Annotated in this window: 19 protein-coding genes and 2 tRNA genes; 18 read left to right on the top strand and 3 right to left on the bottom strand. The window is 42.9% G+C overall.

Annotation, left to right across the window (positions count from 1 at the left end):
• Positions 1-22 precede the first annotated feature (22 nt).
• From thiM to thiD, 3 genes are read left to right on the top strand one after another with little or no spacing between them, the layout of a single operon-like run.
• Positions 23-820 (top strand): hydroxyethylthiazole kinase, encoded by a 798-nt coding sequence (thiM, locus tag C5749_RS03575; RefSeq protein ID WP_181151266.1) that lies wholly within the window; start codon positions 23-25, stop codon positions 818-820.
• The gene (thiE, locus tag C5749_RS03570; protein WP_105723088.1) at positions 817-1455 is read left to right on the top strand and encodes a thiamine phosphate synthase; all 639 of its coding nucleotides are present in this window, start codon (positions 817-819) and stop codon (positions 1453-1455) included. Before thiM ends, thiE begins: the two co-directional genes overlap by 4 nt.
• 28 nt (positions 1456-1483) lie before the next feature.
• Positions 1484-2317, top strand: coding sequence for a bifunctional hydroxymethylpyrimidine kinase/phosphomethylpyrimidine kinase (gene thiD, locus C5749_RS03565; RefSeq protein WP_105723086.1), 834 nt, complete (start codon positions 1484-1486; stop codon positions 2315-2317).
• 10 nt (positions 2318-2327) lie between these two features.
• On the opposite strand, the gene C5749_RS03560 is transcribed toward thiD, so the two are convergent.
• Together C5749_RS03560 and C5749_RS03555 are read right to left on the bottom strand one after the other, a co-directional pair.
• A complete protein-coding gene (locus C5749_RS03560; RefSeq protein WP_105723084.1) occupies positions 2328-3278 on the bottom strand; it encodes a CvpA family protein in 951 nt (316 codons plus the stop codon).
• A 90-nt stretch (positions 3279-3368) separates the two neighbouring features.
• Positions 3369-3782, bottom strand: coding sequence for a cupin domain-containing protein (locus tag C5749_RS03555; RefSeq protein WP_105723082.1), 414 nt, complete (start codon positions 3780-3782; stop codon positions 3369-3371).
• A 120-nt stretch (positions 3783-3902) separates the two neighbouring features.
• Here C5749_RS03555 and yihA point away from each other — a divergent pair, with 120 nt between their 5' ends.
• The 11 genes from yihA (at position 3903) to C5749_RS03500 (ending at position 21086) form a co-directional block, all read left to right on the top strand.
• Positions 3903-4520 (top strand): ribosome biogenesis GTP-binding protein YihA/YsxC, encoded by a 618-nt coding sequence (gene yihA, locus C5749_RS03550; RefSeq protein WP_105723080.1) that lies wholly within the window; start codon positions 3903-3905, stop codon positions 4518-4520.
• Between the two features lie 5 nt (positions 4521-4525).
• Complete coding sequence (locus C5749_RS03545; protein ID WP_105723078.1) at positions 4526-5380, top strand: 4-hydroxybenzoate octaprenyltransferase; 855 nt, start codon at positions 4526-4528, stop codon at positions 5378-5380.
• Positions 5381-5483: 103 nt separating this feature from the next.
• Positions 5484-6497 (top strand): LacI family DNA-binding transcriptional regulator, encoded by a 1014-nt coding sequence (locus C5749_RS03540; protein ID WP_105723076.1) that lies wholly within the window; start codon positions 5484-5486, stop codon positions 6495-6497.
• Between the two features lie 206 nt (positions 6498-6703).
• Positions 6704-9286, top strand: a complete 2583-nt coding sequence (locus C5749_RS03535; RefSeq protein ID WP_105723074.1) for a DUF4961 domain-containing protein — start codon at positions 6704-6706, stop codon at positions 9284-9286.
• Between the two features lie 12 nt (positions 9287-9298).
• Positions 9299-12280, top strand: a complete 2982-nt coding sequence (locus tag C5749_RS03530; protein WP_245893604.1) for a SusC/RagA family TonB-linked outer membrane protein — start codon at positions 9299-9301, stop codon at positions 12278-12280.
• A 17-nt stretch (positions 12281-12297) separates the two neighbouring features.
• Positions 12298-13878: a RagB/SusD family nutrient uptake outer membrane protein gene (locus tag C5749_RS03525; RefSeq protein WP_105723070.1), complete on the top strand. Its 1581-nt coding sequence runs from the start codon at positions 12298-12300 to the stop codon at positions 13876-13878.
• 27 nt (positions 13879-13905) lie between these two features.
• The gene (locus tag C5749_RS03520) at positions 13906-14910 is read left to right on the top strand and encodes a SusE domain-containing protein (RefSeq protein ID WP_105723068.1); all 1005 of its coding nucleotides are present in this window, start codon (positions 13906-13908) and stop codon (positions 14908-14910) included.
• A 24-nt stretch (positions 14911-14934) separates the two neighbouring features.
• Positions 14935-16776: a glycoside hydrolase family 13 protein gene (locus tag C5749_RS03515; RefSeq protein WP_181151265.1), complete on the top strand. Its 1842-nt coding sequence runs from the start codon at positions 14935-14937 to the stop codon at positions 16774-16776.
• 3 nt (positions 16777-16779) lie between these two features.
• Entirely contained in the window at positions 16780-17439 is a 660-nt protein-coding gene (gene pgmB, locus C5749_RS03510; RefSeq protein ID WP_105723064.1) for a beta-phosphoglucomutase, read from the top strand.
• Between the two features lie 8 nt (positions 17440-17447).
• Positions 17448-19736, top strand: a complete 2289-nt coding sequence (locus tag C5749_RS03505) for a family 65 glycosyl hydrolase domain-containing protein (protein ID WP_105723061.1) — start codon at positions 17448-17450, stop codon at positions 19734-19736.
• 9 nt (positions 19737-19745) lie between these two features.
• The gene (locus C5749_RS03500; protein ID WP_105723059.1) at positions 19746-21086 is read left to right on the top strand and encodes an MFS transporter; all 1341 of its coding nucleotides are present in this window, start codon (positions 19746-19748) and stop codon (positions 21084-21086) included.
• 10 nt (positions 21087-21096) lie between these two features.
• On the opposite strand, the gene clpB is transcribed toward C5749_RS03500, so the two are convergent.
• On the bottom strand, positions 21097-23703 hold the full coding sequence (clpB, locus tag C5749_RS03495) for an ATP-dependent chaperone ClpB (RefSeq protein ID WP_105723057.1): 2607 nt from the start codon (positions 23701-23703) through the stop codon (positions 21097-21099).
• Positions 23704-23991: 288 nt separating this feature from the next.
• Between clpB and C5749_RS03490 the strand changes: the two genes are divergently transcribed.
• The 4 genes from C5749_RS03490 to C5749_RS03475 all read left to right on the top strand — a co-directional run bounded on the left by C5749_RS03490 (position 23992) and on the right by C5749_RS03475 (position 25319).
• Positions 23992-24064: transfer RNA gene (locus tag C5749_RS03490), tRNA-Thr, on the top strand.
• A 226-nt stretch (positions 24065-24290) separates the two neighbouring features.
• A complete protein-coding gene (locus C5749_RS03485) occupies positions 24291-24530 on the top strand; it encodes a cyclic nucleotide-binding domain-containing protein (RefSeq protein WP_105723055.1) in 240 nt (79 codons plus the stop codon).
• 84 nt (positions 24531-24614) lie between these two features.
• A tRNA-Arg gene (locus C5749_RS03480) sits at positions 24615-24688 on the top strand.
• Positions 24689-24749: 61 nt separating this feature from the next.
• A complete protein-coding gene (locus C5749_RS03475) occupies positions 24750-25319 on the top strand; it encodes an adenylate kinase (protein ID WP_105723053.1) in 570 nt (189 codons plus the stop codon).
• Position 25320: the final 1 nt, after the last annotated feature.

Raw genomic sequence — 25320 nt, 5'->3', positions numbered from 1 at the left:
ACTATATTTAAAAGCAATAGCAATGGAAAAAACACTCTGGAAACATATTCAATCCCTTAAAGATCACGCACCTCTTGTCCATAACATAAGCAACTATGTCGTTATGAACAATACCGCTAATGCCTTGCTTGCCGCCGGTGCATCACCGGTCATGGCCCATGCACAATCGGAGGTCCGCGAAATGGTGCAGATCGCGAGTTCACTGGTCATCAACATCGGTACGCTAGACGAATATTGGCATCAAAGCATGCTTACCGCTGCGGAGACGGCGCAAACACTGGGCAAAGCTTGGGTTCTTGATCCGGTAGGAGCAGGTGCTACCCCGTACCGGAATACTGTTTTACAAGAGCTGCTGCAGTTTAGACCTACTGTAATCAGGGGGAATGCTTCGGAGATTGCGGCACTCGCTAATACACACCAGTCATCTACTAAAGGTGTGGACAGCACTGTCGAAAGCCATACTGCAATAGAAGATGCCCATGTACTTAGCAAGGCATACCAAGCAGTCGTATGCATTTCAGGAGCAACAGATATTATTATCGACGAGCAGCGAACATTCTATATTAGCAACGGACATCCGCTGATGGGCAAGGTAACGGGTTTAGGATGTACTGCGTCCGCTCTGGTGGCAGCAATGCTTGGTGTGGTTGAAGATAAAACCGAAGCAACGGTTGCAGCTATGGCCTTATTGGGCGTAGCAGGTGAATTGGCAGAACAACAATCTAAAGGGCCGGGTAGTTTGCAGGTAAATCTTCTTGACAAATTATACAGTATGACAGACAATGAATTTTACGCGTATATCAAATGTACCCCGCAATGAAAACCCGAGCGTACTTTCCGTATCAATTGTACCTGGTGATTTCACAGGCCGATTGTAGCGGACGCAATTACCTGGAAGTAGCTGAACAGGCTATTTTGGGTGGCGTTGATATTATTCAGCTCCGGGAAAAGCTACTTGGAACCAGTGTTTTTTTGGAAGCAGCCAAACGACTTAAGGACATCACCGACAAGTATAACATACCGCTTATTATCAATGATAATCTTCAGGTGGCAATGTCTCTTCCTGCAGCAGGCATACATGTCGGCAATAGTGATATATCACCGGTGCAAGTCCGCAGCCAATGGGACGCTTCACAGGCATATGTGGGCTACTCTATTAAATATATTGATCAGTTAGCGGATAAACAGACAGCAGTTTCCGACTATTTGGGTGTAAGCCCCGTTTTCCGTACAGCAACCAAATCGGATACCGTTACCGAATGGGGGCTGGATGGTATAGCCCGTATCCGACAGCTCACATCTAAGAAATTGGTCGCCATCGGCAATATTCATAAAAGCAATGCAAAAGCGGTAATAAGTGCAGGTGCAGATTGTATTGCGGTTGTATCTGCCGTGTGTGGCGCCATTGACCCGCAAAAAGCGGCTTATGAATTAAAAAATGAAGTATTGAAATGAAATACATGCTTAGATAAATTATATACTGATGAAAAAAAATAAATATCCTATCGTGATGACCATCGCTGGGTTTGACGGGAGCGGTGGGGCCGGAATACAGGCTGATATCAAAACCGCTTCAGCACTAGGGTGTTTTTCTACATCCGTATTGACTGCCTTACCCATACAAAATACCCAAGGAGTCCGAAAGATATATCCTGTCTCTATTGAGGCTGTTAAAGACCAGATCGCATCGTTAATGGAAGACGTTGTTCCAGACGCCATAAAAATAGGTATGGTACATACGTCTGAATTGGTAGAAACCATCGTAAGTACGTTAGCCAATTACAAAAAAGTACCCATTGTATTTGACCCTGTTATGGTTGCTACTAGTGGTCACCGTCTGATTGAAGAGGAAACCCTGCAAGCTATTATTAAACTATTGATTCCATTGGCAGATCTCATCACTCCCAATATGGACGAATCCGCTGTCTTGGCCAAAACGAAAGTCAAAACGTTAGCGCAAATGAAGGCTGCTGGAATGGATATGAAAGCTCTAGGTTGCAAAAATATCCTGCTCAAAGGGGGACATCAAGAGTCTACAACTATTACTTCTCTTTTGGTCGATGAAGCTTGTCGTTATCATGCATTTGAGTTTAAAAAAATCGATACAGATAACACGCATGGTTCTGGTTGTACATTATCTTCTGCTATAGCATCTTTTATAGCGCGTGGTAAGGGTTTGCATGAAGCCGTAGCATTGGGGCAACAGTATGTTTTTAACGCTATCGAAAACGGTGCTGATGTACAAACAGGCGCGGGCAATGGACCTTTAAATCATTTTTTCGATCCTCATCAGCTGATTAAGCGTGAAATTGTCTGAACAGACATGTTCAATTACGAAATTTTTGCGTAACCATCAAACCATATACGCCACCATCGAGAACGCCGATTCCTACGCGACCGAATGCACGTCGAAGGATATTGGCGCGATGTCCTGGTGAATTCATCAGGCCATCATGGGCCAAGGGTAGGTTCTGTGCAAGCGCTAAATTTTCACCGGCGATCAGAAACCTAATGTTAGCATCGCGAATGCGATCAAAGGGTGTGTTCCCTTCAGGGGAAATGTGCGAAAAATAACGCCTTGCAAACATGTCTTTCGAGTGTTGGCGTGCTACCGGCGTCAGTTCGGCATCTAAGGTGAGCGGCGGCAGATTCGCTTTTGCCCGTTCTTCGTTCACTAGGTCGAGCATCTGGCTTTCCAAATCTGGCCTAGGCTTTGGGTTTTCCACTACGAAAGGAAGACTTATGCTTTCAGAGGATCCAGGCTCAATAGTCATTTTATTGATAGAACGGTTTACGACATCAAGCGCGGGGGCGAATGGTCGCTCTATCCACCCCAATCCATTGGTCAGCTGTTCGGCAATTTTGCTTTCCCGAGTTTGTGACGTCAGGGTTTCTGACAAGGGCAATAAAAGTAAAAGCGTAGAAATGATAGCTGCATAGAGCAATCCCACTATAACTCCGGGTATAAAACCAAAAATGTTGTTCACGCGATGCTCCCGCATTTTTAACGGAATTGCGTTTAATACTTTGCTGGTAAGCAGCGACAGGATAGAACCGACAATAAGAAACGTAAACAGGAAGGATAGGGGCATTGTCCATAAACCATCTGTGAGGTATGTTTCAAAAAAGTGGACAACATATCTATATAATGCAAAAGTAATTAGCAAACTTCCTAACCAAGATACAAGCCGGGCCGTTCCGGCAAAGAAACCCCTCGTGATCCCGTTCCATATCGAGATCAATAAAACGAGTAAAAGTATGACATCGATTATATTCATATCGTTTCCATAGGACAATGAACGCCACTAAATGTTCTCTATCGTTCAAGTGACATACAATCGGTGATGTCTTGTGTCGGTGTTTATTGTTTAATTACCTATAAGTGTGAGTAAAAAAAAGCTTTCTGTGAGTGCTTTTACCCGGTGCAGCAAATTCTCCTGCAATGCTACTATTTGTCCTTTTTCAACTTGTACATACTGGTCTTCTGTGCCGAATTCAATTTTTCCTCCCAACACCTGCACACTTATTGTCCCGTTTGCTTTGTGGGGTTTTAATTCTGCATTTTCGTGTAGACCGATTAATACCATGGTCATAGCCTCTGATTTAAAAATAGTAATAGAATTCCGGTCGCTATCTGCCCAAGTCGTTTCACTTTTTATTTGCTCAATGAAGGCAAACAAATCCATTTCTACAAGTGGCGCTTTTAAAATACGTTCACCTTCGGGACGTTGTGGTGTCGCTTCGTTTGATTTGTTGTCTTCGTCTAAATTCTCTTTTTCCATCGCTGAGGTTTTATACTATGCTATCTTTCCGTAATAATATTTACTACAGTACCTAACGATTCAAGAGTGGATAATGTTTGCCAACATAAGACAAATCGGAAAAAATACTACCTTTGTTCTATGCTTGTAAAAACTGCAGAATTTGTCATGAGCAATACCGATGTTCGGAAACTTCCAGAACCATCGTTGCCAGAATACGCCTTTATAGGCCGTTCAAATGTAGGTAAATCATCACTGATCAACGCCTTGGTCAATAAAAAAGGTTTAGCAAAAACTTCTCAAAAACCCGGTAAGACACAACTTATCAATCATTTTATAATCGACAAATCGTGGTATCTTGTCGATCTTCCAGGCTATGGGTTTGCCCAGACGTCTAAAAAAAATCGGGCAGAATGGGAACGTTTTATTCGGCGGTACCTGACAAAACGGGAGAACCTTCAATGTATTTTTGTATTGATCGATAGCCGGCTCGAACCGCAGAAGATAGATTTGGAATTTTGCCGTTGGCTAGGAGAACAAGGCCTGCCGTTTTTGCTCGTATTTACAAAAGCAGACAAGCAATCCACCATGAAATCTGATCAAAATATTGCGAAATTCAAAAAGTCGCTTTTAGCCTGGTTTGAAGAAGTGCCGTCTCTTTTTCTAACTTCTGCCGAGAAGAGGCAAGGAATGGAAGAGATATTGGCTACGATAGATGACATCAATAAAAATTTCATTTCGCCTATTGTTGAACAGTAGTAACCATGAAGAAGTACATGTCGCTCGTGCTGTTTGCACACAGCATCTTTGCTTTGCCTTTTGCTATTATCGGTTTTTTTCTAGCTATACAAACGACAGAACACGGTTTTGATTGGAAAAAACTTTTATTGATGCTGGTATGTATGGTAACCGCCCGGAATGCAGCCATGGCATTTAATCGCTTTTTAGACCGTGACATCGATGCTATAAATCCCCGCACAGCCATGCGCGATATTCCGGCTGGAAAAATTTCGGCCAATAACGCCCTAACATTTACGGTTATTAATTGCTTGATTTTTATAGGGGCCACTTATTTTATCAATACATTGTGTTTCTATTTGTCGCCTATAGCGCTATTTGTAGTCTTGTTTTACAGTTATACAAAACGATTTACCCCTTTATGCCATATCGTACTAGGGATAGGGTTGGGCTTGTCGCCTATTGGAGCCTATTTGGTCGTGACCAACCATTTTGATATGGTACCCATATTCTACGGCATAGCCGTGATGTGCTGGTCTGGCGGATTTGATATTATCTATGCCTTGCAAGATGAAGAATTTGACAGAGCAAACAGACTGAACTCTATTCCCGCCTATTTTGGCGGAAAAAAAGCATTACGCATTTCGGAACTGCTACATGTTCTCTCTTTTATATTCGTATTACTACCTGTATTGTATATGCCGGTGGGATGGTTTTATTACTTGGGCGTTGCATTCTATGGACTTTTATTGATATATCAGCATCGTATCGTCAGTCCCGCTGATCTTAGCCGTGTAAATAGAGCGTTTATGACGACCAATGGTGTCGCGTCCGTGATATTTGCGGCTTTCTATTTATTGGATAGTGTTTTTATGCGATAAAGTATCAGGTAAAGGGCTCCTATTTAGCGATCGAGCTGACCAACTCAGCGAAGAGGAGTCGCGAGCTAGGAATTATTAGTATCTTTGAAGGAAGAATAACGATATGTCACAGATAACAATAGTTGATTTAGCAGAGACATTAGGGCTATCCAAATCTACGGTATCCCGGGCATTTCGGGATAGTAGTGACATTAGTCCGAAAACAAAAGAACGTATTCTAGCAAAAGCAGAAGAACTGGGCTTTTCTCCAAACCTATATGCAAGTAGTTTACGAGGGAATCGCAGCCAGACCATTGCCATTATTATCCCCGAATTCGGTAATAAATTTTTCAGTCAAGCGATAAAAGGCATCGAACTGATTGCCCGTTCAAAAAAATACCATACATTGATATACGTAACGGACAGCAGTGTACAAAATGAAGCATCTATTATACGTTCGTTAGTAAATGGCCGGGTAGACGGCGTATTGATTTCTGCTTCGGGAGAGGGAAAAGATCACAGCCACCTACAAACCTTAATAGACCATGATGTTCCCATTGTATTTTTCGATCGAAGTTATGACGACTTTCATGGTCACTTCGTTACCGGCAATGATTTTGAATCCAGTAGACTCGCCACACAGCATCTTATTGATAACGGGTGTAAAAACATAGCGTATCTTGTTATCAACCCAAAGGTGTCCATTGGCAAGATTCGGATGGATGGTTATCGAAAAGCGTTAGAAGAAAACGGTATACCATTTCGAGAAGAGTTGATACTGGACACAGTAAACGATGAAACGAAAAACAGGGCTGCCATCAGAAACCTCATTAAACAATATGAACCTGATGGGATTTTTGCTTCTGTGGAAAGACTGGCCATATCCACCATTCGTGTTGCAGGAGAAGAAGGGATACAGATTCCAGTAGACCTGAAACTAATATGCTTTTCCTGTTTAGACATCGCAGACCTATTAAGTCCCTCACTTAGTGTCGTAAAGCAACCGGCTTTTGCAATGGGAAAGGAAGCTGCCAATTTTCTTTTTCGGATATTGGATAATCCGACAGAACTTAGTCAACAGGAAACCACGTTATTGCAATCCAGCCTTATTTTTCAGGATTCTAGTCGGAAACTTTAATTTTTTCAAAAAAAGATATTTTTTTCTTTGGAATATTCCTGAAACATTTTACCTTTGATATGTTTCGGGAACATTCCCGAAATGCTAACGATTATAGAGGGATCACAAGCGTAAGGCATTTATTATACACTTTGTTCTTCCATAATTAAATTTAATGGAGTTTTTTCGGGAACATTCCCAATTGGTTTTAGCTAACCGCTTTGTAGATGAAAACGAACAAAAAATTAGGATATCTGCTCGTCATGGTATTGTGGATTATCGCCTGTAAAAAGGATGTGAAACCAGGTGTAGACCCAATTGGGGAGGATATAGAGCTGGGTTTAGTATCCTTGTCTGATGATTTTCTATATTGGGACGAAATCACTACGCTTACTTTTGATCTGGCAAAGGGCAACAAAGAACTTCTTAACCATTCCGGAGATCTATACCTACATGCCGGTTTGTTATTGACCGGTAGTACATCGGAAAAAGAATGGAAAGAGGTCGCTACAGCATGGGACAAGAATCTCGATAGCTATAAATTAAAAAGGGAAGCGGATGGTAGATATAGTATCGCTATTCATCCCGCGAGCTTTTTCAAACGTACGCAAGCGAATGATGTAACGCACATGGCCTTTTTGGTTCGGAATGCAGATGGAAGTAAGGTGCTGCGCAATACAGATGGGTCGGACATGTATTGGTCGATTTCATCGAAGCAAAAGCCGGATATAACCTTTAAAGCGCCTGCGGTTCAACCCACGTTTGTTTTACTATCGGAAAAGCAATCCTACGCACGGGGTGAAGAACTTCCGATCCGCCTACACGCCTCCCAGTCAGGTACATTAAAGCTTTCCGTAAATGGACAGCAAGTCGCGACCAACCAAGGAAATGAGCTCAACCACAAATTACTACTGAATGGTACAGGGCAACAGCATATCGAAGCGCGTATTGAAGCGAATGGGCAACATGCTGTTAGGATGCTTACTGTGTTTGTTGAAGGTGATGTGGAAGTCGCTGAATTACCTGCCGGGATAAATAAAAACGGGGTTACGATCAACCGTGATAAGCAGGAAGTTTCTTTTGCACTTACTGCGCCTGATAAGTCTTCGGCGTTCTTATTAGGTAATTTTAACGATTTTCAAGCGACGCAAGACTATGCGATGAAACGGACCCCAGATGGCAATATCTGGTGGATTACGTTAAGGAACCTAGATTTTCAAACGAACTACACATACCAATTCCTGATAGACGGGCAGCTTAAAATCGCCGATCCATACGCAAAATTGGTGTTAGATCCGAATCACGATGGCGAAGTAGCTTCCCATCCGCATTTACCAAGCTATCCACAGGGTGCAACAGCGGGCATTGTTTCTGTATTGTCGTTAAACAATATAGCATATACATGGCAAAACACTACCTTCAATCGTCCCGATGTGTTCGATTTGGTCATTTATGAATTGCACGTGCGGGATTTTCTAGACCAACGCAATTACAAAACATTACGGGATTCTATTTCTTATCTGAAACGATTAGGTGTAAACGCAGTCGAACTTCTGCCTGTACAGGAATTTGAGGGAAATTCGAGCTGGGGTTATAACCCTTCTTTTCACTTTGCATTGGACAAATATTATGGTACCACCAATGAGTTGAAAGCATTTATTGATGAATGCCACCAAGAAGGAATTGCTGTAATACTCGATATGGTATTAAACCATGCGTTTGGACAATCGCCCATGGTACGTTTATATCAACAAGCGGGTTCGTTAACAAATAATCCTTGGTTTAATATCGTCCCTACCCATCCATATAATGTAGGTTATGACTTTAATCACGAAAGTTCTTTTACACAACAGTTTACCAAAGATGTTATCGCATTCTGGATGGAAGAGTTTAAGGTGGATGGTTTCCGTTTTGATCTTTCCAAGGGCTTTACACAGAAAAATTCGGGTACGGACGAAAGCGACGGGGCAGTACAGCAATGGTCAGCCTATGATGCAAGCCGTATTGCGATATGGAAAAACTATAACCATTTTATACGTGAACGCGATAAAGACTTCTATGTCATCTTGGAGCATTTTGCAGAAGATCGCGAAGAAAGGGAATTGGCAAGCGAAGGGTTGTTTTTATGGAATAATTTGAATCATGTGTTCAATGAAGCCACTATGGGGTGGAATGATAACTCCGATCTTAAACGCCTTTTCGCCGATGCGCATGGTTTCGAAAAACCGCAATTTGTATCGTATATGGAATCGCATGATGAAGAACGTTTGATGTACAAAAACCTGCAATATGGTAACACGCAGGGAAATTATTCAACCAAGGAATTGGCAACAGCGTTGGAGCGCATGAAGCAGGCTGCGGCGTTTCTCCTTTGTGCACCTGGCCCCAAGATGATATGGCAATTCGGAGAATTAGGATATGATATCTCGATTGACGAAAACGGTAGGACAGGAAAAAAACCATTAAAATGGGATTATTTGAAAGATCCGAATCGCTATAGCCTCTTTGCTCATTATGCAAAGCTGATCGGCTGGAAACGTCAAAACGCTATTTTCAGAACGGGAGCAGTCAATCACAAAGTAGATGGAGCCGTGAAATATTATGTATTGAAAGAAGGAGGGCAGGAGGTGCTTGTTATTGGAAACGTCGATGTGGTGGAACATGATTTCACTATTCCCATAGCTTTACAAAAAAGCTGGTACGATAACTTGGCAGGGAGAACACGCGATTGGCGTTCGACAAGTTCGATTACTTTGGCAGCAGGACAATATAAGATATTAAGCATAAACAAACTGAACAATAAACAATAATAAACTAAACACATGATGAACAGATTCACATTACGCAGGGTAATGGCCATTGGTTTACTGATGTTACTTAGTACACTAACTTTTGCACAGACGGCACGGCTACAAGGTCGGGTTTTGGATAGCGAAGGAGTAGGTGTACCGGGGGCAACGGTACAAATCCTTGGTCAGCAGATTTCTACCTCCTCGGGGGCAAACGGGGAGTATAGTCTGGGTAATCTTTCAGCAGGCTCACATCGGGTTATAGTCAATATGATGGGATATGAAACTGCCGAACAAAACGTTACGTTAACAGCGGGCGACAACACCTTAAACTTTACGCTGGAAACGACTTCCAGTAGCCTTGACGAAGTGGTGGTTATCGGGTATGGTACACAGAAAAAGGGAGATTTAACGGGGTCATTGACGACGGTGTCTTCGGAAGACTTTCAGAAAGGGCTTATTAGTTCACCTGAACAACTCATTGCTGGTAAGGTAGCGGGTGTACAGATTACCACGAGTGGGGGACAACCGGGCGGTGGAGCTACAATTCGTGTCCGCGCGGGTGCTTCACTGAATGCGAGCAATGATCCCTTAATCGTTGTCGATGGTGTGCCTTTATCAACAGGGGAAATTTCGGGTGTCGGGAATCCGTTAAGTCTGATTAACCCAAATGATATTGAAACATTCACGGTGCTAAAGGATGCTAATGCAACGGCTATTTATGGTTCGCGTGCATCTAACGGAGTTATCTTGATTACAACAAAAAAAGGTACCAGCGGTAAACCATCTTTCAACTTCAGCACGCAAAATTCTTTGGCAAAGGTTGGAAGAAAAGTAGATCTACTCTCAGCCGATCAAATTCGTGAATATGTTCAGGCAGAGGGCAATGACGCACAACGGGCGGCGTTGGGGGAAGCTAATACGGATTGGCAGGATGAAATCTACCGTGGAGCGTTTGCATCGGATAACAATCTGAGTGTAGCAGGAGCTATTCAGCCCAATCTGCCTTATCGGGTATCATTAGGCTACCTGAATCAACAGGGTATACTAAAACGCGATCATATGAAACGAACCACAGCGGGCATCAACTTTGCACCTAAGCTTTTTGATAATAGCCTGCAAATTGATGTCAATCTGAAAGGGTCGCTTTCAAAGTCGCAATTTGGCAATCAAGATGCGATTGGAGCCGCAATACAGTTTGACCCAACTAAACCTGTACATACCGAAAACCGGTTCGGTAATTATTACGAATGGACACAATACAATGAAGAAGAAAAGCGAGACGACCCCAACCCGAATGCACCACGAAATCCGGTAGCGCTGATTGATTTGAAAGATGATAATGGAGAGGTGGCTAGAAGTTTCGGTAACATTCAATTCGATTATGCATTGCCTTTTCTTCCCGAGTTACACGCCAATTTGAATCTCGGATACGATGTATCGAGAGGGCAGGGCGGTGTATTTATTCCAGAATATGCGGCTTCGAATATTAATACTGGAGGAGAAGTTACCCGTTATAAAAAAGAAATTACAAATACAGTAGGTGAATTCTATTTAAACTATACAAAAGACTTAATAGCTATTCAGAGTAATATTAACGCCACTGCGGGTTATGGCTATTACGATAATAGGGCCAAGGAATACAACTTTGACCGTACCAGCGCCGACGGCACGGTGCTTAGTACACCAATCTTTCCATTTGATATTCCGCATAACAGGCTTATTTCTTATTATGGTCGTTTAATTTATACGTATGCTGACAAGTATATTTTTTCAGGCACATTGCGTACGGATGGCTCTTCGCGTTTTAGTGCAGAAAACCGATGGGGGATATTCCCCTCGGTAGGTGCTACTTGGCGCATTAAAGAAGAAAGCTTCTTAAAAGACAACCATACGGTTTCTGATCTGAAACTGCGTTTGAGTTATGGTGTCACGGGCCAGCAAGACGGCATTGCAAATTATTCGTACCTACCGAATTACGTTCGTAGTGTTAACGAATCGCTTTATCAGTTCGGAAACAGATTCTATAATATGTTTACGCCGGTAGCCTACGATAAAAATATCCGGTGGGAGAGTACGGCAACGTACAACGCTGGGATCGACTACGGTTTCCTAAACGGTCGTCTATCGGGTAGTGTGGACGTGTATTTCAAAAAGACTAAGGACTTACTGAGCACCATACCTATTCCTGTAGGTACAAATTTCAGCAATCTGTTATTGACGAATGTCGGAAATATGGAAAATAAGGGTGTGGAGTTTAGTTTAAATGGGGCAGCCATTCGCAAAGATGATCTTAATCTGGACCTAGGGTTTAACTTTACATATAACAATAGTAAGGTAACCAATTTAACGGCGGTAGACGACCCAAATTATCTCGTCGAACAGGGTGGTATATCGGGTAGTACAGGTAACAATATACAGGCTCATGTGGTGAACCATATGCCCTATAGCTATCGGGTATATAGGCAAGTCTATGCAGAAGACGGAAGCCCGCTCGAAGGAATTTATGAAGACCTGAACGGTGACGGTATCATCAACGATAATGACCGGTATTTTTATAAATCGCCACTTCCGGTGTATATGTTGGGTTTTACAGCGCAATTGAACTATAAGAAGTGGACATTGAATACGGTATTACGCTCCAATATTGGCAATTATGTTTACGATAACGTGTCTTCCAACTTTGCCAGCCGGTATAATGTGCTGGATCCAAATGGGCCTATAAACAATGCACCTACGAGCTTTTTAGGAGCACAATTTGAGCAAAAACAATACAATAGTGATTTCTACATTCACAATGCATCATTCGTAAAAATGGACAACCTTTCGGTAAGCTATGCTGCAGGAAATGTTTTCCGGAACGGTAACGGTAGACTCACCATATCTGCAAATATGCAAAATGTATTTACGGTAAGTAAATACAAAGGGGTGGATCCGGAAATAGACGGTGGTATCGATAACCGTTTTTATCCAAGACCGAGAACCTATGTGTTAGGTGTAAACTTAGATTTTTAACCGATAACTGAAAAAAAATGAAACGCACTATATTTTTAGCCATTAATGCAGTCTTGATGCTGACGAGTTGTAGTCAGAACCTGGACTTGGCGCCAACAAATGATATTACGGCAGATGTCGCTTATGGCTCACCGGAAGGCTATAAAAATGCCTTGGCAAAGGTATATGGTAGCTTTGCCCTGACTAGTGGCACAGGTCCCGGAGACAGTGATTTAGGTGGAATCGATGCCGGAACATCTGATTTTTTACGCCTTTACTGGAACGCACAGGAATTGACAACAGATGAAGGCATCTGTGCATGGTTAGGCGATCCCGGGGTAGCTGATCTTAATTATCAGACATGGAATTCGAGCAACGTTATGCTCCGAGGGCTTTATACAAGAAGTATTTACCATATCACGGTCATTAACGAGTTTTTACGTGAAAGTACCGAAGAAAAGCTGGCAGGGAGAGGTATTACGGGAAACGATGCGACAGCTATAATGCAATACCGTGCAGAAGCGAGATTCCTGCGTGCCTATCAATATTGGGTATTGATGGATCTATACGGCAACCCGCCTTTTATAACCGAAGAAAACGAAATAGGTGTTACACCACCGAGTCAGATCAATCGGGCGGCCCTTTTTGAATATATAGAGACCGAACTTCTTGCTATCGATGAGCTATTGGCAGCTCCGCGACAAAATGAATATGCACGGGTAGACCAAGCAGCAGCTTGGGCATTACTAGCCCGCTTGTACCTCAATGCCGAAGTATATCTTGGTCAAGGCAATGGTAAGTATACGGAAGCGGTAACTTATGCTTCTAAAGTCATTGATGCAGGTTATAGCCTAATGGAACAGTATCAGCACCTTTTTTTGGCTGATAACGATCAGCATAATCCAGAAGTGATTCTTCCTATTGCATATGACGGTATACAGACGCAAAATAACGGCGGAACAACATTCATCATCAACTCATCTGTACACGGTTCGATGACACCAGCAAACTTCGGTATCCCTGGTGGGGGATGGGGAGGCAACCGTAGTCGAAGTACCTTACCCGGTACTTTTGAAGATGTAAGTGGAAACACCGATAAACGGGCGATGTTTTTCGGCAATAATCCGAATATTGAAGATCCGGCTGTATTCACCGAGGGCTTGGCTGTGACGAAGTTCAGCAATAAAACCTCTACAAATCAAGATGGTAAGTCGATCAACGGCACGTTCGTTTCTACCGATTTTCCATTATTCCGTTTGGCCGAACAATATTTGATTTATGCGGAAGCAGTACTGCGTGGAGGATCAGGAGGCAGCAATACGCAAGCCTTGGCCTATCTTAATCTCCTTAGAGCACGTGCATATGGCAACTCTTCAGGAAATTTGAGCACTATCTCTTTAGATATTGTGCTGGACGAGCGCAGCAAAGAACTGTATTGGGAGGCCTTCCGCCGAACAGATTTGATTCGTTATGGTCGGTATACGGGTGGAAGTTATTTATGGCCCTTCAAAGGTGGACAGGCAGCGGGTCGCTCGGTTGAATCCTTTCGCACGCTTTTTCCTATACCGGCGGCGGATCTAATCGCAAATCCGAATCTAGAACAAAATACGGGTTATTAATACAGTATATATTCAAATAAGGAAATAATGAAAACGTTAAATATAATTGCATGTATTGCTGTACTTCTTAGCCTACTCGGTGTATCGTGCAGCAAAGATGAAACCAAACTGGTGGCAGTGCCCGGAGAGGGTGGTTCGTTGGAGGCTTCGGCATCTTCGGTGGTACTTACCAAAGAAAATGCGGATCAGGAAGCTTTAGCGATACAATGGGAACCCGCTGATTTCGGGTTTAATGCCGCTATTACCAATACGCTGCAAATTGGACTGAAAGGACAGGATTTTGAAGGGGCTAAAGAGATTGCGTTTTCAGCTGGCGACGATAGTTATAAATTTAGTACCCTTGAACTAAACGCGATATTGCTGGCTATGGAATTACCAGTAGATGTCGTTACAGATTTGGAATTGCGGTTAAAGTCTACTATCTCGACATCGTTTACGCCACTTTATTCTAATACGTTGCCGTTAGCGGTTACGCCTTATGCGGCCATCAGTTATCTTTATGTGCCGGGCGCCTACCAGGGCTGGGTCATCGAAACTGCCGAAAGCTTGGTGTCCCCTACAAGTAACGGCGTCTACACTGGTATTATTTACTTCCCTGAAGCAGATTCGGAATTTAAGGTGACACCTGATCGCAGCTGGGATGCTTCGTATGGTGATGATGGGGCGGGACGAATTTCGTTGAGTGCATCGGGAAATATCAAGGCACCTCGAGCTGGAAATCTTGAGCTCACCGTAAATACCAATGAAAATACGATTTCTTATAAGGATCATAGTTGGGGAATTGTTGGCAATGCGGCTGCTGGATGGGATAACGATACAGATATGCGTTACGAAAACAGTACACAACTGTGGAAAGCAACCGTAGAACTGAAGGTCGGCGACATGAAATTCCGTAAAAACCGCGATTGGGGAACGAATTATGGTGGTGCGAACGGATCGTTAAATAACGACAATATTGCTGTAACACAAGCAGGTACATATGACATTACATTAGATCTCGTCAACCTGACATACACATTAGTGAAGAAATAATAGTAATTATCTAAAACAATAATAATGAACAACATTAAGATAGCGATCACGCTGTTATGCTCAATGTTATGGATTGCCTTTGCACAAGGGCAATCCATACAGCGAGCCGAACCCCTGCATTGGTGGGTAGGGATGCACAACCCGGAACTGCAAATCGTATTATATGGTTCCGATATCGGGGATTGTGAAGTGAAATTGCCCAAGACAGGCATACAGTTGAAAAAAGTTCATCGTGTGGAAAATACGAATTACCTTTTCCTAGATGTCGAAATTCTGGATAATGCACAAGCAGGCACTTATCCTATAGCGTTATACAAAAACGGAAAGAAAGTGTTAACCCGTGATTATGTATTGAAAAACAGGGACAAAGACTTGGTTAAGGCACAAGGTGTACATGCGGCAGACCTTATCTACTTGATTATGCCTGATCGGTTTGCCAACGGCGATCCCGATAACGATTCGGTAAAGGGTATGCGTGAAACCGCTGTAAACCGCGACTCTATGTATTACAGACACGGAGGCGACCTGCAAGGTATTATAAACAACTTGGATTATCTCGAGGATTTGGGTGTCACGGCTCTATGGATGACACCGGTCTTGACGAACGATATGCCGGGTTATTCTTATCATGGTTATGCTAATACCGAAAACTATGAAATAGATCCGCGTTTTGGAACAGTCGATACCTACCGGAAACTCGGAAAAGAACTCCATAAACGCAACATGAAACTGGTTCATGATGTCGTGCCTAATCACGTAGGGCTTTATCATTGGGCAGTTATAGACCGTCCGTCCTCCGATTGGTTACATGAGTGGGATGCATTCACGCAAACGACCTATAAAGACCAGACGATGTTTGACCCTTATGGAACACAGGCGGATAAAGATCTGATGGAAAAAGGATGGTTTGTGGAAACAATGCCGGATTTGAACCATCAAAATGAAAAGATGCAGAAATACATCACACAGAGTCATATCTGGTGGATCGAAGAAGTGGGTGTGGACGGTTTTCGTATCGATACTTATCCCTATAACGACCTCGAATTTATGGGGAAATGGACGGATGCGATCCGTGCAGAATTTCCGGATTTCTCGTTCTTTGGGGAAACATGGGTACACTCCGTTCCTAACCAAGCGTATTTCTTAGGTGGCCAAAAACTAGGGCAGGATGTCGATACGAAACTGGAAGGTGTAACGGATTTTCAGTTAAATTACGCTATTGGAGATGCACTTAACTTGGAAAAAGACGGTGCCAACAAATTATATAGCATCGTCAGTGGCGACTACCTGTATCCAAATCCTTTGGCAAATGTTATTTTCCTAGATAACCATGATAAAGATCGCTTCTTTTCGACAGTAGGCGAAGACATCGAAAAGTACAAAAGTGCCTTTAGTTGGTTATTAACTTACCGTGGTATTCCCCAAATGTACTATGGTGCAGAGATATTAATGAAAAACTTCAGCAGACCGGATGGTTTGGTTAGGGATGACTTTAAAGGAGGTTTTCCGGGAGATGAGGTGAATAAATTCACGCCCGAAGGGCGTACAGAAGCTGAAAATGACATGTTTAACCATGTACGTACATTGGCGCAATATAGAAAGAAGACGGCTGCACTACAGGATGGTAAGTTGTTGCATTATGTACCGCAAAATGATGTGTATGTGTATTTCCGCTATAACGATAAAGAAAAAGTAATGGTTATCATGAATTGTAGTAAGGAGCAGCAAGACGTAGCGTTAGCCCGTTTTGACGAAGGTATCGGACAATCAAACCAGATGAAGAATATTTTGACTGGTGAATCTTTGGATCTACCAGAGAGCGTTGCAGTGAAAGGGAAACAAACGTTGGTATTGGAACTAAAATAGCGAATGAACGCAAGGAGATTAATAGACGAGGCAACTGCCGTCATATTTGATTTGGACGGGGTGCTGGTGGACACTGCTGTATTTCATTACCAGGCTTGGAAGCAGTTGGCAAAACAGTTTGATTTTGATTTCACAGAGGTAGAAAATGAACAATTAAAAGGCGTCAGTCGCGTAGATTCGCTGAATCTCATCTTGAAATGGGCAAACAGGGAAGTACCTGCCCCAAAAAAAGAACAACTGGCGTCGTTAAAAAACACTTGGTATCTGGAATTGGTCGAAAAGATGAAGTATGGGGACGTACTACCCGGCACGTTAGACTTATTGACCTATTTGAAAGCGGCTGATAAAAAAATTGCACTAGGCTCGGCGAGTAAAAATGCAATTCGAATTTTAGAGAAAACCGGTATCCTGCACTATTTCGATGCTATTATCGACGGAAACGTCGTTAAAAACTCGAAACCCGACCCCGAAGTTTTTTTGAAGGCGGCAGCAGAAGTCGGTATAATGCCTGCAGCTTGTGTTGTATTAGAAGATGCACAAGCTGGCATTGAAGCCGCACGGACCGCAAACATGCCGGTGATAGCCGTAGACAAGTCTCATGTATTGACTAACTACAATGCGCGTGTCAACGATTTGTCGGAAATATTAATAAGTGATTATTAGCGAAAAACATGAAGAATTACATCATACACGATCCTTGGCATATCATTGAAAATCAATTTAGAGCAGAGCACAATGAATTTTCGGAAAGCATATTTTCCATTGGAAACGGCAGGATGGGACAGCGGGGAAATTTCGAAGAATCATTCTCCGGAAAAACGATGCAAGGCTCTTATCTTGCCGGTGTTTACTATCCCGATAAAACAAGGGTAGGCTGGTGGAAAAACGGTTATCCCGAGTATTTTGCCAAAGTACTTAATGCGGTACAGTGGATTGGACTCGATATTCGTATCGACGGCATGCTTTTAGATCTAGCACAATGTGAAATCTCTGGTTTCGAACGTCGTTTGGATATGAAAGCTGGTGTACTCTATCGTACGTTTATAGCAGAGATGCCAACCGGTGCTGTAGTAGAAGTGACGGCTAAGCGGATGTACCATCTGTTTCAATCGGATACCGCATCACTGCAATACACGCTACGTGTCTTAAATTCGGATGCAGAAGTGTCTATACGTTCCTATTTAAATGGCGATGTCGTTAATCGGGATAGCAATTATGATGAACGTTTTTGGGTACCGATTGCGGAAGACATTCAAGATGACCTCGTACTAGTAACGGAAACCAAAAAAACACAGTTTCGCGTAGAAACACATTTGCGAAACGTGTTCTATGTCAGGGGAACTGTACAAGCGTCGGGCACAAAGAGCAAAGAACAATGTTATGTGAGCGAGGAGCTGCGTGCGCATTTGAACGTAGGGGAATCCATTCGCTTGGAGAAATATGTGGCGATAGTCAGTTCCCTTCATCATCCTTTGGATAAGCTAACGGAAGTCGCACAAAGCAGTTTGGCACAAATCGCGTCCAAAAGCTATACTGAATTGGTGCAATTGCAAACAGATGCCTGGGCACGTATCTGGGAAGAGAGTGATATACAGATCGAAGGAGATATCGCTGCACAACAAGCTATCCGATTTAATATTTTTCAGTTAAACCAAACGTATACAGGCGAAGACGCTAGACTGAATATCGGGCCGAAAGGTTTTACGGGAGAGAAATATGGTGGAGTCACTTATTGGGACACCGAAGCCTATTGTTTACCTTTTTATCTGGCGACACAGGCGCCTAGGGTGGCCCGCAACCTATTGCTTTACCGTTATCAGCATTTGGAAAAAGCTATTGAAAATGCCGGCAAATTGGGATTCGATAAAGGAGCGGCATTGTATCCAATGGTCACCATCAACGGGGAAGAATGCCACAATGAATGGGAGATTACATTTGAGGAAATTCACCGGAACGGTGCCATTGCTTACGCGATTTATAATTATATCCGTTACACGGATGATACGGCGTATCTCGCTACACACGGTTTGGAGGTATTGATCGGTATTAGCCGTTTTTGGGCGCAACGTGTTAATTGGAGCGAGCAAAAACAGCAATATGTGATGCTCGGTGTAACCGGCCCGAATGAGTATGAGAATAATGTAAACAACAACTGGTATACAAACAAAATTGCTGTATGGTGTTTGCGTTATACATTGGATGCTATTACACAGCAGCAAGCACAACAGGAGGATTGTTTGTATGCTTTGCTGTCGAGATTGGCTCTTAAGACCGAAGAATGTGCAAAATGGCAACATATTATTGATAATATGTACCTTCCGGAAGATAGTGACCGCGGTGTATTTCTGCAGCAAGATGGTTTCTTGGATAAAGAACTGATCCCCGTCGTGGAGCTTCCAGCCGAAGTACGTCCTTTGAATCAACATTGGAGTTGGGATCGGATACTACGTTCTTGTTATATTAAACAGGCAGATGTGTTGCAAGGCCTATATTTCTTTGAGCATGAGTTCGACGAAGACACCATCCGCCGAAATTACGATTTTTACGAACCGTTAACGGTGCATGAAAGTTCGCTTTCACCTTGTGTGCATGCTATTATCGCTGCTAAATTGGGTAAGGAAGATAAAGCGTATGAATTTTATCTTCGTACTGCGCGGCTTGATTTAGATGATTATAACAACGATACGGAAGATGGGTTGCACATTACCTCGATGGCGGGTACGTGGCTTGCCATTGTAGAGGGATTCGCGGGTATGCGCGTACGTGACGGTAAATTACATTTTCAAACCTTTATTCCAAAAAACTGGCAAAGCTATGCTTTTCACGTTCAGTATAGAGGAACGAAGTTATATATCAAAGTAAGCCAGGACGATTTTGAAATCAAAAATCTGTCTGATACCGAAATTAGTATTATATTTAACGAGGAACAGCTTCTGATAGAACCTGAATGGAAATCTTAAAACCTTTTCATGAACAATATTCGCGTTAAACCCACTTTGACTGTTGCCCAAATTGTTAACATGAGCATGGGCTTTTTGGGCATCCAAATGGGATTTGCTTTGCAAAATGGTAATGCTTCCCGTATTCTACAAACGTTTGGTGCCGATGTGGAGCATCTTTCCTTGTTTTGGCTGGCAGCTCCGATTACGGGCATGATCGTGCAGCCGATTATCGGCCACTATAGTGATCGCACCTGGACAAAGATGGGGCGTCGGCGACCTTTCTTTTTGGTCGGAGCCATATTGACAGCGGTAGCGTTAGTACTTATGCCCAACATCGCTCTATTTACCACATTACTCCCCCCGTTATTGATTGGTGCAGGCATGCTAATGCTGATGGATGCGTCCATTAACGTGACGATGGAACCGTTCCGTGCATTGGTAGGCGATAATCTGCCCAGTTCCCAGCGAAGCTTAGGCTTTTCGGTTCAAACCGTTTTGATAGGTGTGGGGGCTGTAGTCGGTTCCTGGCTACCTTACGTGTTTGCAGAATATTTACATATCCCTGCTGAAGGGGGAGACGGTATCGTTCCGCAAAATGTGATTTATTCGTTTTACTTTGGCGCGTTCGTTTTGATCATTACCATTTTGTGGACCGTTTTTACCACAAAAGAATATACCCCGGAAGAACTGGAGTCTTTTATGGGACAGGAAGAAGCGAAAGGGGAAACGCAATCTTCATCCAGCCATAACTTTGGCGCAATCTTTCAAGATTTCAAGCGGATGCCTTTAACGATGAAAAAGCTCGGATGGGTACAGTTTTTCTCCTGGTTTGCGCTTTTCATGATGTGGGTATATATGACACCGGCTATTGCGGAACATGTGTTTTATAAGATGGATGGCGAGCGCAATCGTCTGTATGCGGAAGCTGGCAACTGGGTGGGGGTGCTTTTTGGTGTGTACAATGGTATATCGGCCATATACGCCATTTTCTTGCCCCGGCTCGCGAATCGATTTGGACGAACAAAAGTACATGCGTTCGGATTGGTCATCGGTGGTATATCCTTGATCTCTATACTCTTTATTTCCTCGCCGAATATCTTGTTATTAACAATGCTGGGGGTGGGTATAGCTTGGGGAAGCATTCTCTCCATGCCTTATGCCATTCTGAGTGACAGCCTGCCTGCTCGTAAGATGGGGGTATATATGGGGATCTTTAATTTCTTTATCACCTTTCCGCAAATTATATGCGGTTTTTTCGGCGGTATGATTATTAAATATGTTTTTGGCAGCCAATCGATATATGGGATTATGCTAGGCGGGATATTTATGCTGTTGGGTGCTATTTCCGTATGGCGGATTAAAGAATAAAAGACGGGGATTATTGCCCCCCGTCTTTTTTATTCATAAATACAAACTTACCATCGAATACATCCAGTTGGATAACCGAATCCCTCGAAACCTTATCCGAAAGAATCTCTTTCGAGAGTTCATTGAGCACCCGCTTTTGTATAACCCGTTTTAACGGTCTTGCGCCGTATACCGGATCGTAGCCCAATTGACCTAACCAATCGAGTGCATCTTCACTGGCAGATAAGAATATATTCTGTTCCGAGAGTTGTTTCTGTATCTTCTGAAATTGCATGCGCACAATATCGCCAATCTCATCCCGGCTCAACGGTGTAAACATGATCACTTCATCAATACGGTTCAGAAACTCCGGTCTGATCGACTTCTGTAAGAGTTCAAATACGTCATCCTTCGTTTTCGCAATCACTTCATCGCGGTTGCTGTCATCCAATTTGGAGAAATTCTCCTGAATAATATGCGATCCGGTATTGGACGTCATGATGATGATCGTATTTTTAAAGTTGACCACGCGTCCTTTGTTATCTGTCAAATGTCCGTCATCCAATACTTGCAATAAGATATTGAATACGTCCGGATGGGCTTTCTCGATCTCATCCAAAAGGACGACTGAATAAGGCCTACGGCGTACAGCTTCCGTTAACTGCCCGCCTTCTTCGTAACCGATGTATCCGGGAGGCGCACCAATCAATCTGGATACCGCATGTCGTTCTTGATATTCGGACATATCAATCCGTACCATAGCTTGTTCATCATCAAACAGGAATTCGGCCAATGCCTTAGCAAGTTCTGTTTTACCTACCCCAGTTGTACCAAGGAAGATGAACGAACCGATAGGTCGTTTCGCATCGCTCAGCCCGGCTCTGGAACGACGGATGGCATCGGCAATCGCCTCGATTGCTTCTTCCTGACCCGCGACACGTTTATGCAATTCTTCTTCCAGGTTAAGCAATTTCTCACGTTCAGACTGCACCATTTTGCTGACAGGAATACCTGTCCAACGAGATACTACGTCCGCGATATCCTCAGAAGTAACTTCCTCTTTTAGCATACGGCTATCTTGTTGCTTTTCCGCAAGTTCGGTTTTCAGTTTTTCAACATTATCCTGTGCTTCTTTAATTTTTCCATAACGCAATTCGGCTACCTTTCCGTAATCGCCAGCACGTTCTGCTTGATCTGCTTCCAGTTTGTAATCCTCGATATGCTGGATTTCCTGATTAACTTTATCGACCAAACTTTTCTCTGATTGCCAAGCTGCTTTTAATGAATCGCGTTCGTTGGAGAGATTGGCGATGGTTTCAGAAAGCTCTTTCACTTTCTTCTCGTCATTCTCGCGCTTAATCGCCTCCCGCTCAATTTCCAGTTGCATGATGCGTCTTTCCAGTTCATCCACTGCTTCTGGTACGGAGTCCATTTCCAAACGCAGTTTAGACGCCGCTTCATCGATTAGGTCAATCGCTTTATCGGGCAAGAACCTGTCGGTGATATAACGTTGTGATAACTCTACGGCCGCAATAATAGACTCATCTAGGATACGAACCTTATGGTGAGTTTCATATCTTTCTTTAAGACCGCGGAGGATTGAAATCGCATCCTGTGTATCCGGTTCGTCGACCATAACCTTTTGGAATCGGCGCTCTAAGGCTTTATCTTTCTCGAAGTATTTTTGATATTCATTTAAAGTTGTGGCGCCGATTGCGCGCAGCTCTCCACGTGCTAAAGCAGGTTTTAGGATATTTGCCGCATCCATAGCGCCTTCACCACCGCCGGCACCCACCAAGGTGTGGATTTCATCGATAAATAAGATAATCTCACCGGCACTGTCTGACACTTCTTTAACCACGGCTTTCAAACGCTCTTCGAACTCGCCCTTGTATTTCGCGCCGGCAATAAGCGCGCCCATATCGAGCGAAAACACGGTTTTGGATTTGAGATTCTCTGGCGCGTCACCTTTGATGATCCGGTGGGCAATACCTTCCGCAATGGCTGTTTTACCGACACCCGGCTCACCAACCAAAATCGGATTGTTCTTCGTACGACGTGATAGAATCTGCATCACGCGGCGAATTTCTTCATCCCGGCCGATAACCGGATCCAGCTTTCCAGATTCTGCAAACTCATTGAGGTTGCGAGCATATTTTCCAAGCGCATTGTAGGTTGCCTCTGCATTTTGATCGGTAACACGATTATTTCCGCGAAGCTCTTTAATTGCTAGTTTGAGATCCTTTTCATTTACACCTTGACCTTTTAACAAAGAAGCCGTTTTATCACTTGACGAAAGAAGTCCTAAGAGAATGTGTTCAATGGAAACAAATTCGTCATTAAATTCTTTTAAATAACTTTGCGCTTTCTGCAACACTGAGGCAGATGTGTTACTGAGGTATACATTGCTTCCACTTACTTTAGGTAAGGAAGCTAGTTGTTTGTCGACCTCCGTATCCAAATAGTTGGTGTTTACGTTGAGCTTTTTTAATAGATGCCCAATTACGTGTTCGTCCACGGTTAAGAGTGCTTTTAATATATGTGCGGGTTCAATAGCTTGTTGCTGATTGCCCGTCGCCATTTCGGAAGCTTTTTGTATAGCTTCCTGTGCTTTGATGGTATAGTTGTTAAAGTTCATATAGTGTTAATCTTTTTAAATCGATGTAAATGCGTGAATTGATGTCCTTTTGTTGATAAACAATTTAAGTGCCTTTTTGATTGCATGGTGTAAATCAGAAATTTTGTCTTATAAAAATGAATTTTAATGACAAAATGACTGCGCGCTTACTATCTAAGCGAATGATTGCGGTATAACAGCCGATGGTTTTGGTTTTTAGCTGCGCTATTATGAGTTTTTTAAAAAAGTATTTGCATTATCGAGATAGAACTGTGATATTTGCATCACTGAATCGGAAACGATTCAAAAGCCTCCTTAGCTCAGCTGGTAGAGCAACTGACTTGTAATCAGTAGGTCATTGGTTCGATCCCGATAGGAGGCTCAAGAGCTCAACGAAAGTTGGGCTTTTTTTTTAATTCCATTTGCTAAAATACAGGACATACTCGTTTGGGACTTCAAAACTGACAACAGAGCGCTAAAGTAGTTGTTAGCATCCATAAGGATGAATATATTTGATGCGACTTATTAATACGAAGAATCGTGACGAGCGGTTCTCCTAGAACGTAGCGTAGGCTACAGATTGAGCCCATAAGTAAGAATCCAAACGAATGACAGATACCACTTTATTTAGTTTATTAAAAAAAGAAATACCCGGGAGCCTTGAAAAAAACTTCTTTGAGCGATTTTTCCAGTATAAAAAACTTAAGAAAGGAGCGTACTTTATCAAACAAGGGCACTTATGCAAAAGCGTAGCTTTTATAGAGAAGGGCATTGTTTTGTATTATAAAATAGATGAGACGGGGGAATTTGTTTGTGATTTTGCAAAAAGTTACTTAAGATTAAAATGAAAAAAAGTTTGCATAGCCGGTCCGTTTGCCTATATTTGCATCACCAAAACAGCGAAGACGAAATGTCTAGATGTGATGGCTGCCGCGCTCATAGCTTAACTGGATAGAGCACCTGACTACGGATCAGGAGGTTAGGGGTTCGACTCCCTTTGAGCGCACAAGCAAAGCCTAATTCTTTATCGGGATTAGGCTTTTTTTTAACATAAAAACGATAAACTTATGCTAAACCTCGTCTTATTTGGTCCTCCCGGTGCAGGGAAAGGTACCCAATCAGAAAAACTCATTGAAAAATACCAATTAGTTCATATTTCCACAGGCGATATATTCCGCGCTCATATCAAGAATCAGACCGCATTGGGTCAGCAGGTGAGCCAGATTATTGCCGACGGTAATCTTGTTCCTGACTCCATCACCATAGCCATGTTGGAAGAAGAAATAAATAAAAATCCACAAGCTCAAGGTTTTATTTTTGATGGATTCCCGCGTACGGTGGCACAGGCAGAAGCCTTAGACAAGTTTCTGGAATCAATTAATGAAAGTATTACCGGCGTATTGGCATTGGATGTAACGGAAGAGGAGTTAAAGCAACGTATTGCGAAACGTCAGGAGGTATCTGGTCGCGCAGATGATGCTGCAGATAAGTTGACGAAACGTATCGAGGAGTATTTCAATAAAACGGTGCACGTATTACCATATTATGAAGGTCAGGGCAAATTGTCCAAAATAAACGGCATTGGTGATATTGATGCGATTTTCCAGTCGTTGACGACAATTATTGATAGCTATTAAG

Source organism: Sphingobacterium gobiense (assembly GCF_002980575.1).
In the GTDB taxonomy this organism is placed as follows: domain Bacteria; phylum Bacteroidota; class Bacteroidia; order Sphingobacteriales; family Sphingobacteriaceae; genus Sphingobacterium; species Sphingobacterium gobiense.
Note: the sequence above shows the minus strand (reverse complement) of the source record. Positions and strands in the feature narration are given on the sequence as shown.

Coding starts and splice junctions, on each gene's coding strand:
- thiM (WP_181151266.1), top strand. CDS start 23: ATGGAAAAAACACTCTGGAAACATATTCAATCCCTTAAAGATCACGCA.
- thiE (WP_105723088.1), top strand. CDS start 817: ATGAAAACCCGAGCGTACTTTCCGTATCAATTGTACCTGGTGATTTCA.
- thiD (WP_105723086.1), top strand. CDS start 1,484: ATGAAAAAAAATAAATATCCTATCGTGATGACCATCGCTGGGTTTGAC.
- C5749_RS03560 (WP_105723084.1), bottom strand. CDS start 3,278: ATGAATATAATCGATGTCATACTTTTACTCGTTTTATTGATCTCGATA.
- C5749_RS03555 (WP_105723082.1), bottom strand. CDS start 3,782: ATGGAAAAAGAGAATTTAGACGAAGACAACAAATCAAACGAAGCGACA.
- yihA (WP_105723080.1), top strand. CDS start 3,903: ATGCTTGTAAAAACTGCAGAATTTGTCATGAGCAATACCGATGTTCGG.
- C5749_RS03545 (WP_105723078.1), top strand. CDS start 4,526: ATGAAGAAGTACATGTCGCTCGTGCTGTTTGCACACAGCATCTTTGCT.
- C5749_RS03540 (WP_105723076.1), top strand. CDS start 5,484: ATGTCACAGATAACAATAGTTGATTTAGCAGAGACATTAGGGCTATCC.
- C5749_RS03535 (WP_105723074.1), top strand. CDS start 6,704: ATGAAAACGAACAAAAAATTAGGATATCTGCTCGTCATGGTATTGTGG.
- C5749_RS03530 (WP_245893604.1), top strand. CDS start 9,299: ATGATGAACAGATTCACATTACGCAGGGTAATGGCCATTGGTTTACTG.
- C5749_RS03525 (WP_105723070.1), top strand. CDS start 12,298: ATGAAACGCACTATATTTTTAGCCATTAATGCAGTCTTGATGCTGACG.
- C5749_RS03520 (WP_105723068.1), top strand. CDS start 13,906: ATGAAAACGTTAAATATAATTGCATGTATTGCTGTACTTCTTAGCCTA.
- C5749_RS03515 (WP_181151265.1), top strand. CDS start 14,935: ATGAACAACATTAAGATAGCGATCACGCTGTTATGCTCAATGTTATGG.
- pgmB (WP_105723064.1), top strand. CDS start 16,780: ATGAACGCAAGGAGATTAATAGACGAGGCAACTGCCGTCATATTTGAT.
- C5749_RS03505 (WP_105723061.1), top strand. CDS start 17,448: ATGAAGAATTACATCATACACGATCCTTGGCATATCATTGAAAATCAA.
- C5749_RS03500 (WP_105723059.1), top strand. CDS start 19,746: ATGAACAATATTCGCGTTAAACCCACTTTGACTGTTGCCCAAATTGTT.
- clpB (WP_105723057.1), bottom strand. CDS start 23,703: ATGAACTTTAACAACTATACCATCAAAGCACAGGAAGCTATACAAAAA.
- C5749_RS03485 (WP_105723055.1), top strand. CDS start 24,291: ATGACAGATACCACTTTATTTAGTTTATTAAAAAAAGAAATACCCGGG.
- C5749_RS03475 (WP_105723053.1), top strand. CDS start 24,750: ATGCTAAACCTCGTCTTATTTGGTCCTCCCGGTGCAGGGAAAGGTACC.